General features: G+C 66.9%; 8 protein-coding genes. 6 read left to right on the top strand and 2 right to left on the bottom strand.

All coding sequences use genetic code 11. The annotated features are described in order from the left end of the window. On the top strand, positions 1-1,115 hold a 1,115-nt coding region (locus VEY12_03580), incomplete at its 5' end, for a glycosyltransferase family 4 protein (GenBank protein HYM39215.1). A gap of 8 nt (positions 1,116-1,123) precedes the next feature. Here VEY12_03580 and VEY12_03575 read toward each other — a convergent pair. Next, positions 1,124-2,134 carry a hypothetical protein gene (locus VEY12_03575; protein ID HYM39214.1) on the bottom strand — a complete coding sequence of 337 codons (1,011 nt, stop codon included), beginning with the start codon at positions 2,132-2,134 and terminating at the stop codon, positions 1,124-1,126. Between the two features lie 173 nt (positions 2,135-2,307). Here VEY12_03575 and VEY12_03570 point away from each other — a divergent pair, with 173 nt between their 5' ends. From VEY12_03570 to VEY12_03550, 5 genes are all read left to right on the top strand, one after another. After that, entirely contained in the window at positions 2,308-3,198 is an 891-nt protein-coding gene (locus VEY12_03570) for a DUF1616 domain-containing protein (GenBank protein HYM39213.1), read from the top strand. Positions 3,199-3,468: 270 nt separating this feature from the next. Then, the gene (locus VEY12_03565; protein HYM39212.1) at positions 3,469-4,473 is read left to right on the top strand and encodes a glycosyltransferase family 4 protein; all 1,005 of its coding nucleotides are present in this window, start codon (positions 3,469-3,471) and stop codon (positions 4,471-4,473) included. Positions 4,474-4,687: 214 nt separating this feature from the next. Further along, a complete protein-coding gene (locus tag VEY12_03560; GenBank protein ID HYM39211.1) occupies positions 4,688-5,644 on the top strand; it encodes a glycosyltransferase family 4 protein in 957 nt (318 codons plus the stop codon). A gap of 196 nt (positions 5,645-5,840) precedes the next feature. After that, the gene (locus tag VEY12_03555) at positions 5,841-6,848 is read left to right on the top strand and encodes a hypothetical protein (GenBank protein ID HYM39210.1); all 1,008 of its coding nucleotides are present in this window, start codon (positions 5,841-5,843) and stop codon (positions 6,846-6,848) included. Positions 6,849-7,045: 197 nt separating this feature from the next. Continuing rightward, positions 7,046-8,038 (top strand): hypothetical protein, encoded by a 993-nt coding sequence (locus VEY12_03550; GenBank protein ID HYM39209.1) that lies wholly within the window; start codon positions 7,046-7,048, stop codon positions 8,036-8,038. 24 nt (positions 8,039-8,062) lie between these two features. Here the strand turns inward: VEY12_03550 and VEY12_03545 are convergent, their stop codons facing one another. Then, complete coding sequence (locus VEY12_03545; protein HYM39208.1) at positions 8,063-10,267, bottom strand: glycosyltransferase family 4 protein; 2,205 nt, start codon at positions 10,265-10,267, stop codon at positions 8,063-8,065. Positions 10,268-10,293: the final 26 nt, after the last annotated feature.

Below are 10,293 nucleotides of genomic sequence, written 5' to 3'. Positions count from 1 at the left end.
CCTACGACGCGGATCCAAACCACGGGGGGTTCGGCGCTCGAGTCGACGCCCTCGTCCGGATGTTCGCCGCGTTCGCGCGCGTCCACGTGACGCTCACGGACTGGTTCGGGGGCGACCGCGTCCCGGGCGTCGACTACGAGGAGTGGCCGTTGCGGGACACCTCCCTCAGTCGGCTACACCGACTGCGCACGTACTACAAGACGGACTTTCCGAAACGCCCGGTCACGGATCGAGCCGATCTCGCCGTCGTGGAGACCCTGGACCTCTGGGGCCTGACCAAGCAATCACCCGGGATTCCGCACATCCTGGACGAGCACAACGTGTACTGGGAACTGCTCCGGTACGACATCACGTCGGCCCCATTCTTCTCCACCCGTCTCGGTCGGAGCAGGTCCGTCCGACGAATCCTCGGACCCTACCTCTTGCGGAGGGCTCGGGACTACGAGGCCCGTGCGATCCGACAGGCAGAAGCCACGTTCGTCACCTCCACGGCGGACCGGGAGTGCATCCTGCGGGAGCTGCCCGACCGTGCAAACCACGTGCACGTCCTGCCCAACACGGTGGACGCGAAGCGCTGCACGGATTTCTCGGGCTCGGAGCAAGCGGACGACGTGGTCTTCGTCGGCAACTTTGCCTACGGTCCGAACCGGGAGGCCGCGCGCTTCATCCGCGAACGGCTTGCCCCCGGTTTGCCCCATGTGCGCTTCCTGCTCGTGGGCGGCAATGCTCCCGTCGGCAGAGACGGCCCGCCGAACGTGATCCCCACGGGATTCGTCCGGGATCTCGACACGATCCTCGGGCCCGCGGCGGTGTGCGTCGCCCCGCTCGCGCAGGGCAGCGGCACCCGCCTCAAGATCTTGACCTACCTGGGCTCGGGGAAGGCCGTCGTGGCCAGCACGAAGGCGGTCGAGGGACTGGACGTTCGCGACGGCGAACACCTGTTGATTCGAGACGACGAGGCGGGCTTCCGCGCGGCGATCCTCAGCCTCCTCAAGGATCCCGAACTCCGACGCAGTCTCGGTCGGAACGGGCGCCGCCTGGTCGAGGAGCGTTACGATTGGCGGGTCTACGTGGACTGGCTGAGACAGTTTTCCGCGACGCTGCGAGGCGCTTGAGACCGAGGCTAGGGGGCTCCCGAGGAAGGGGGCTTCCATTCAGGGGGCGCCGTAGCCCCGTCCCAGTCCGTACCGGAAGGGCCGGCGCCCATGAGCCGACGCCCGAGTTCCCCACGACCTGCGAAGCTCTTCATCATCGTGATGCCCATTCTTGCCCAGTACGCCGGCGGGAAAGGGCGCGATCGCGGCTGAACGCTGGGTCGCAGGGACGTTGGGAGCACGAACGACAGGCCCAGATCCTCGCGCACGTACCCGATGATCTCTTCAAACGCCGCCATGGCACGCGAATCCAGCCCCAGCGGAGAATGGAGGTACATGTGGACGACGTCTGCGCCTCCGACCCGCGCCTCGTCGAGCGCCGCCCTGAAGTAGGACGCCCCCACGTCGAGGAGGATCTCCGGGGTCAAGTGATGGCCCCACAGCCCCTGGTAGACGGGAAGGTACACGTACGGCTCGGAGCCCCGCACCTGGTAGTCGTCCGCGGAGGGCGAGTACGGTTGCGCAAGCCGGGGGAGACGACTCCAATCTGCGTACGGGGAACGATGTCCCGGAAGCGCGCTCCCGTCGTGCGTGAAACCTTCCCGGCGAAGCAGCGCAGCCGTGGCCGCGTCCTCGGACCAGCGCCCCGCGACGAAGAGCCGCGGTGAGCGGCCCGTCCGTTCCTCGAAGATCTCGCGGCTCGCCGCGATCAACCGGGCCTGGTCCGCGGGGGGATATCGCCCGAGGCCGTCGTGACTCGGTCGGAGCTGACCCATGACGCGCTTCGAGAGCACCGGGTCCTGGGGGTGGATGTGCAATCCCACGTCGTGGCCTGCCAAGTCGAGGTCCGTGAGCTGCAGGGCCTGCGGAGTCATGGCAAGGCCCATCGGGACCCCTAGCCGATCGGCGAACTCGAGGATCCTGGGGAGGCCCTGGACGATGCCCTCGGTCCGCTCGAAGCCGTAGACGACCGTGCGCCCTTGGATGCTGCCCGGTTCCACGTGACACAGGAGGATGGCTTGGAGAGGCACCTGGCACACCGGGCGCGTACTTGATGGGACGCCGATTTCTTAAAGATGCCCTTCGGCCGGGCGCAAAACCTCGGGCCGTCCGAGCGCTCCTGGAATGGGCCGCAGAGGTCTCGTAGGACGCCCCGTGCCGGCAACCCGGAAACCCTTAAGCGCGGGACAAGCCTGCCGCGTGGCGGAGTCGCATGCGCCTCCAGTTCCAAGCGCGCCCCGCAGACCTCTACGGGGTCTTCGCGTACACCCTCGTCGTCTCAGCCGGGCTCCTCCTTACGGGCGGCCCGAACCCGTTGGGACTCGCCTTGGTGTTCGTGATCCCCGGGTACCTCGCCATGGCCGCTCTGCTCCCTCGGGCAGACCAGGGGGACTGGACGTTGCGAATCGGGCTGAGCGTCGGACTGAGCCTCGCCTTGCTCGCCTTCCTCGGGCTCGCCCTGAACTTCACCCCGTGGGGGATCTCGTTCACGTCCGTCACACTCGCGGACCTCGGCTTGTCCGTGGGGCTCGGCCTCCTCGCGTACGGCCGACGCATGGCCGTACCGGTCGCCGAACGAATGGGAGTCGCACTCGATGGGCACGCGGCTCGCTGGAAGGAGTACAGCCTCCTCGAGAAAGGGCTCACCGTCCTCCTGGTCATCATCCTCGCGATCATGGTCCCGTTGCTCGCGGTGTCCCTGACCCAGCCCCGCCCGACTCCGAGTTTCACCGAACTCTACTTGCTCGGGCCTGCGGGCAACTTCTCCGCCTACCCGTGGGTTCTCAACGTGTCGCAGCCGGCGACCGCGGTCGTTGGGGTGTCGAACCACGAGGGAGCCTCCGTGGGCTACACGCTTCGCGTTGACCTGCTTGGCGTCCAGAAGCACTACAACGCGACCGCCGGAGTCAACGAGACCGTCGTGGTGAACCAGACCACGTGGTCGTGGTTCAATTTCACCCTCATGAACGGAGGCAGCTGGAATCGGTCCTATATGTTCTCGATCCCTGCGGTTGGAACCTGGTGGGTGGCGTTCGACCTCTTCCGTGCCGGCCAGCTTGCGGCGCCGTACCGGAGCGTCCACCTTGCGATCGTCGTCCCATAGGGGGCGAGGGGCGACGGCCGTGCTCGCGGGTTTCGGGCTCCGGGAACGTGCGGGGCCGAACGCGAAGGGCCGGGCGCCTCGGATGAAGCGCGGATCCCCGTCTCGAGTATTGCCACGGAGACTCGGGGTGGACACGACCACCGCAGGAGTGGCTGCTGTCGTTCCGCAACGAACGCGGGGTCGACGGTCGGTCCGGGGCGCGGTGACATCGTGAGCCTTCCGCGCGTGGCCATTCTCACGCCTCAGCCTGCTTCGAGGCACGCGGGGGGCGTGGAGGTATTCAGCGGACAGCTCGCCGAGGCGCTGGGTGGGGCGCGAATCTACACGCCTTCCGCGGTTCCGGAGAGGACCGAATCCGCGTTGGCCCACGTCGGCCTCGAGCTGCCGCTTCGGGCCGCGGAGCCGGCGCGGACACTCCGGCATACCTGGCGGACGGAGCCCTACGAGCTCGTCATCTCCAACGGGCTGTGCGGGTGGCCGTTGGCCTTGGCTCCCGTCCCCAGCCCCATGGTCGAGATCTATCACATCACGCTCGCCGGATTCGCTCGGAAGGCGCTGCAGCGACGTAGCGACCGGTTCACCACAGAACGCGTAGGTGGATTCTTCGACCGGCTTGCGGGCGCAGGGAAGACCGTCGTTTGCGTGAGCGAGTCCGTCCGGCGGGAGGTTTCCGCGCTGTACGGCCATCGGTCCTCCGTTCTGCCCAACGGAGTGGACGTCGCTCAGTTCCACCGAGGGGACCGGGACGACGCCCGGGAGCAACTCACGCTCCCCCGCGACGCCCGGATCGCCCTCTACGTGGGCCGCCCGGAGTACGCCAAAGGATTCGATCGAGTCCAGGAGCTCGCCCGCGCCATGAAGGACGTCCTCTTCGTTTCCGTATCCGGATCGGCTCCAGGACCCGAGAACCTCAGATGCTACACGAACGTGCCCCACGACCGGATGCCGCTCTTCTACACGGCCGCGGACGTCTTCCTGCTCCCATCCCGGTACGAGGGGTTCAACCTCTCCCTCCTGGAAGCGTTGGCGTGCGAACTCCCTGTCGTCACGAGCGCCGCGGCGTACCCCTTCGACCGAGCCGCGAAACCCCTCGCCAACGTGGTCGAGCCCGTGGCGACGGATGGACTGGCGCAGGCCGCTCGCGAGGCGATGGACCGTGGTCCGAGGATGGACCTTCGCGGCCGCATTGTCCATGAGTACTCCATGGACGCGTTTCGAACGCGCTGGGTGGACTTCGTCCGGCAACGGGTCGACGGAGCCAAGCCTGACGACTGAGTCTCCCTCGGTCCCACGGGACTCGCTCGCGGTAGGTCCAGTGTTCGCTGTGGAAGCGTGGCTATTAGTAGAGCCGCGTTCTTCCGCGCGGTACAGGGGGTAGGGTCCAATCGCCGAGCGCCTGCGCGTGTGGATCGGCCCTCTAGCGAGCAGGCCCGGGGGCGGCGCCCGCTTCCTCCTCTCCATCGCCGAACACTCCCGCCATCGCATGCACGTGGCCGGCGAGAGGGAGATCATCATCCGGAGCCTGCAATCGGCGGGCCGCCGTTATCGGGCAATCCCATTCCTCTATCCCGCCCTCGAGCGCATCCTACGGCGCGAACGGGTGGCGCACATCCATCGGTCCATCGAGTATGCGGACGTCCTCGGCTCGCGGCCAACCTTGCTCCCCTGGATCTTCACCCTCCATGGACTCGGCTTCGAGGAGCATTGGGGCCATGACCCGGCGATGATCCACGTGCTCCGCGACTACAACGAAGCCGCGCTTCGTGTCGTCCAGGCGGCTCCGCGCGCGACCGTCGTTGCGCGGTGGCTCCGAGATTACGTGTTCGAGCGGACCGGCGTCTCACCGGCCGTCACGCCGCCCGGGATCGATCTCGGCGAGTTCGCCCGCTCCAATGCGGATGGGTTCCTTCGGAAGAGTGGTCTCCCGCCTGGGTTCGTTCTGTGGGTGGGGAGGCTCGTGCACGAGAAAGGTTTGGACACCTTCGTGAACCTCGCGGCGCGGATTCCGGACCGGGCGTTCGTGGTCCTCACGGACCGCCCGCGATCCGAGGCCGAGCGGGAGGTGAAGGGCCTCTGGCCCAAGAATCTTCATTACCTCGATTCCGTGCCGCGACCCCTCGTCGTTTCTGCCTTCCACGGATGCTCGATCCACGTGAGTACGAGCCGTTACGAGTCGGCGTCGACCACGCTCCCGGAGGCGATGGCGTGCGGGAAGGCGGTCGTGGGCCCGGACCTCTACGGACCCCGCGAGATCATCGGCGATTCCCAGGGCGGTTTTCTCTATGACCCCGCGTCCCCGGACGACTTGGAGCGGCAGGTCCTCAGGGCCTTGGACCACCCGGAGCTCGGGCAGCGTGGACAGGCCTTTGTGCGCGAGCACCGGGACTGGAGGAAGCTCGCTCTCTTCTTCGATCGTGAGTACGAGGAGCTCGCGGGCGAACGCTGAATCGGCTCCGGACGACTCCAGGAAAACGCACCCGCAGCGGGCGAGTCCCGTGATCGACCGTTGCGCCGATTCTGTGCCCAAGGAGTTGGATGGCCGCGGTGCTCACGGAATGAGCTATCTACAAGCGGCTCCATGGCCCTCCCCTCGGGCCGCGCCGTCGACGGCCCTGAGTCCCTTCCGCCACCCAGGCGTGTTCATGTCCGAGGCACCCGCGTCCCACAAATCGAGTTCGCTCGGCGAGACGCGGACGTACTCGGTGCACGGCGTCCACGTCTCGATTCACGCGGACTGGTCTGAGTTTCTTGCGCTCAGCGACCTCATGTTCGGAGTCTTCCATCCACAAGGGGACACGACCGAGACGCTCTCCGTCGACGTGGGTCTCCAGGTTCGCGGCTGGTTCGACTCGCCCGCCGGTCGAATCGAACGACAGGATGCGGAAGAACGCCTTGGCACGAATGAGTTCGTCGGGAGCGGAACGGCGCGGTACGCGGCCGGGAAGCTCGACGTGCGCTACACGGATGGGCGCGATGCCCACGTGAGCGCCTCGTACATCCTGGATCGTAGCTCCCGCCTCCGCCGAATTGTCGGGAGGCCGGAGTCGTGGGACGACGAGTACGCCCTGTTCCGTCTCGCGGTCCATGAGCCCGTGCTCCTCAAGCTCGAGCGGCGGGGCGGGGTGGTCCTGCATGCGTCCGCCGTGTCGCGAGGCGGACGCGCGCTCGTCCTGGTCGGGCTCAACGGAGGGGGCAAGTCCACGCTCTGTGCCAGCCTCTTGGACCGCCTCGACTATGTGTCGGACAACTTCGTCGTCCTCGATGGAAAGAGGGTCTTGGGCTTCCCTTCCGCCTTGCGCATGCCCGGTCCGCCTGCCGCCGGTTCGCGGGACCTGCCGGCGGCCCACGGCAAACACTTCCTGCGCCCGGACCCGGGGCGGTCCCGGACCACGGGAGATGCCCAGGCCTTGGTCTTCCTCTCCCTCGGGGGTGCCACGTCCCTCACGCCCCTCACACCGGACGAGGCGTTCCGGCGACTCCTTCAGGTCCAAGACATGACTCATGAGTTTCCGCGACACACATACCTGGGCCCCCTTGCCCTTCCGCCGAAATTCACGAGCCTCGAAGCCATATCCGAGGAAGTTGCCGCCTACCGCCTCGTGGTGTCCCGGACGAACGATGCCCGGGATCAGGTGTTGTCACTGGTGTGAGGCGGTCCGACCCCAACCGACACCCGGCCGCTGGCGGGATACGTAATCCACATATTCCACCGCCAGTATGCCACGCCCGGTGTCCATCCTGGCGGCCGCGGAATCCCCCTCCACCCTCGACGAGACGCGCACCGCGACCTTCTCGTTCCACGGCCTCTTCTCGGTCCGCGTCGCGCACCGGGGGTCTCGCCCGGCTCATGCACGGGGAAATCCCGTTCTTCGTAGACCCCAACGCAAGCCCGGACGGCCCCGTGGACCTCGTGGTCGAAGAAGGCCCGATCGAAACGGAGGAGCGGATGCTCTCGACCCTGTACTCGTTCGGACGGGATGCAATCGTCGTGGGCACCGACTCCGGACGGATTCGCCTCTCGGAAGGACACATCCTCGCGGAGCCCTCCCTGAACCCGGAGGAGCTGTATGCCCGCTGGGTGGAAGGCCTGCTCTTCTTCAAGGTGCTATCCCAGGGTGCGTTCCTCGCCCATAGCTCCGCGGTGTCCCGGGCCGGTCTGGGATACTTCTTTCCGGCCTGGGCGCACACCGGGAAGACCAACGTCGCCCTGGAGTTCGTCTCCCACGGGTACGACTACATGGCGGACGACTGGTGCCTCCTGTCTCCGGCGGGGGAAATCCTGGGCTACCCGCGCTGGCTCCGGCTCTTCGACTACAACTTCGAGGCTCACCCGCAGCTCCAGAGCACCGTAGGGGGCCCGAAGGATCGGCGGAGGCTGAGCCGGCGGTTGGCCTTGAACCGGCTCGCGCACTCCCTGAATCCGGACGCCGCATTCTCCGCCAACATCCGGTCGAGGCTGGAGAGCCGGTTCTCCGTGTACCACCGAGCCCCGATCACCCGCGTCATCCCAGGGAGCCGGGAAGCGCTCCGCGCCCCCCTGACGAAAGCGTGCCTCCTGTCCACGGGCCGGTCTCGCCACGTGGAGATCGCGGATCTCGCTCCCGACGAGTTGGCACGGCGGGTGTCTCTCACGGCCATGTACGAGCGGTACATGTTCAACATGGACCGCGTCGCCTTGGCGTACGCTGGGATGCCCGACGGGCCCCTGGACTTTGCCCCGGCGGGCGAAGCCGTCCTGCGCAACGTGTTCGCCCGGACCCGGTGCTTCGAGGTCCAGTTGCCTCCCTCGCCCTCCACGGACGACCTCCATCGGATTCGGGCTGTGATCGAATCCGCCTGATCCCCCCCGGGGACGCGCCGGGGTTTACGTCGGCCTCGAGGTCTTGCGCCGGTTCCGTGGTCCCTCCGTGAGCCTGCGGCGGAACTCGGTGCGGCTGAACACGTTCCGGAACCCATCGATGAGCGTCACCTCGCCCGCAGCGGAGAGCGTGTGCAGCCCGAGTGGGTACGGTCCGTTCGGGTCCGGCTCGACGAACGACACAACGCTCTCCCGGAAGGTGCTCGGCGTGAGCTCGTCTACGCGGTTGATCGCGACGCGGCCGCCGTAGGTTCTCGAGCAGTCCTGGGCCGGCCTGTACAGGTTCCCCTTCCAGAGGAACGGCGTCCCCGCGGGACGAGCCGACACGGGGGTGTCCAGCACGGGATTCCTCAGGTGAGGCGTCCACGGTCCCTCCAGGCGGTCCGCGTACCACAGGTGGAGCTTGCGGTCCGGTTCGTTCACGTTCATCGAGAAAATCCACCAGCGGTCGTCGAACCGGCAAATGGTGCTGTCGACGCCCGCGAAGCCACCCAGGAGGGTTCTCACCTTGGTCCAGCGATCGGGGAACGAGTCGGCTCGGTAGAGCGCGACCTCGCCCGCCTGGGAGGTCTCGGGGACGCAGTACACATGACCCTCACTCTCAAGGAGGAACGGGTAGGAGACATGACCTGGCAACGGAAGGACGACCTTCGCGTCGGGCGTGTCCGTGTCCTCGGGCCACTCGAACGTGACGAGCGACCCTCGACTCAGGTCGCGACGGTATCTCTCGCAGACCACCTGCAGCCGGCCGAATTGGACCCGGCCGAACGGGTCCGCCAGGTACTCGTCGCCTCCCGAAGCATGAATCCACCGCACCTCCGGGTGGAAGTCCGACTCGAGGAAACGGTGGATGGGTTCCGCAGCCAAGCCGACGCCCCATTGCCGGTGACGGAAATACTCTCCGTACGTGGCGCGTGCGTAGGAAGCAGCTCGCCTGGCTTTGAGCACCGGCGCCATCCATGGGCCGCCGGATCGGGCGGCCTCGAACGCGGGTGGCCTCATGCGCCGGTCGCCGGGGAGGATTTGATTCTCCACGAGGAAGCTGGTCAGCTCCTTCGCGTAGCTCTCCAGGGACCTGCGCTCCCGAACGTACCGCATGGCCCGATCGATGAGCGCGGTCTGGTCGTGCTCCAAGGTCAGAAGGATGCGATCGGCCAAACGCTCCACCGACCCTTCAGGCACGAGATACCCCGTGTCGCCGTCCGCGACAATCTCCGCAAGCCCGCCTACCGCGCTGCAGACGACCGGGACGCCCGAGGCCATGGCCTCGAGGGCGCTCATAGGGGTCCCTTCTTCCACGCCCTCAATCGTCACGGAAGGGAGAACGACGACGTCCGCGACGTTGTACACGTACTTCACCAACGCGGAGTCCAACTTGCCAAGGAACGTGACGTAGTCGTCGAGACCCAGGGCCGCCCGCAGCCTCTTCAGGTCGGAGAACTGGGGACCGTCTCCGGTAACCAAGAACCGCACGTTAGGGTCCTTGTCGATGACGATTCGGGCGGCCCGAATCAGGTAGTCGACCCCTTTCCGGGGGCTCAGTCTTCCCGAGTACAGGACAATCCGGTGCCCGCCCTTCGTCGACGTACCCAGGGGCACGCCTCCTTGGCGCAGCGCCTTGCTCGCTTCTGCGGCGTTGCGCGGCGCGAACTCCGCCGTATCCACGAAGTTGAGTCGAACCATGACCTTGGCGGGGTCGACGTTGGCTTCGGCGAGGACGAACGAGCGAAGGCGTGTGGTGACCGTGAACACAAAATCCGCGTTCTCGAAGGCGTACTTCTCCAACGCCCACGCAAACTTTGCATCCCGGGTGCCGCGACGGAGGTATCCGGCCACGATGTCCCCCAGAGCGTACTGCGAGTGTACGGTCAACACGACCGGAGCGCCCACGAAGCGAGAGATCCACCGCGCGGCAGGAAGACAGGCCGGCTCGTGGGCGTGAATCAGCCTCGTATCCCCCCGAATGGCTTCGCGGAGAGCGAGGAGGCCGTGGAGGATCTCGACGACCGCGGTCATGGCTTGCAGTCGGCTGCCGGGCCACAGCTTGACCACTAACCACAGGGATTCCTGCAGGGTTCGCGGGATCGCTTCGTGGGAGGCCAGGCTGCTTTCGTGGCCCGCGAGCGCGATGACCTTCTCCAGCGAGAGCAGATGGGATGAGAGCCCGCCGATTTCCCGGTCGCCCCATGGGGCCATGAGCAGGATCTTCACGGGTCCCCCTTCGTTGGCGGACGGCA

The sequence above is a fragment of the Thermoplasmata archaeon genome (assembly GCA_035632695.1).
Classification (GTDB): Archaea; Thermoplasmatota; Thermoplasmata; order RBG-16-68-12; family RBG-16-68-12; genus RBG-16-68-12.
This window is presented reverse-complemented; position numbering and strand designations above follow the sequence as displayed.

Bases quoted from the DNA above. Each gene is read 5' to 3' on its own strand.
- VEY12_03570 (HYM39213.1), top strand. From the start codon at position 2,308: ATGCGCCTCCAGTTCCAAGCGCGCCCCGCAGACCTCTACGGGGTCTTC.
- VEY12_03555 (HYM39210.1), top strand. From the start codon at position 5,841: ATGTCCGAGGCACCCGCGTCCCACAAATCGAGTTCGCTCGGCGAGACG.
- VEY12_03550 (HYM39209.1), top strand. From the start codon at position 7,046: ATGCACGGGGAAATCCCGTTCTTCGTAGACCCCAACGCAAGCCCGGAC.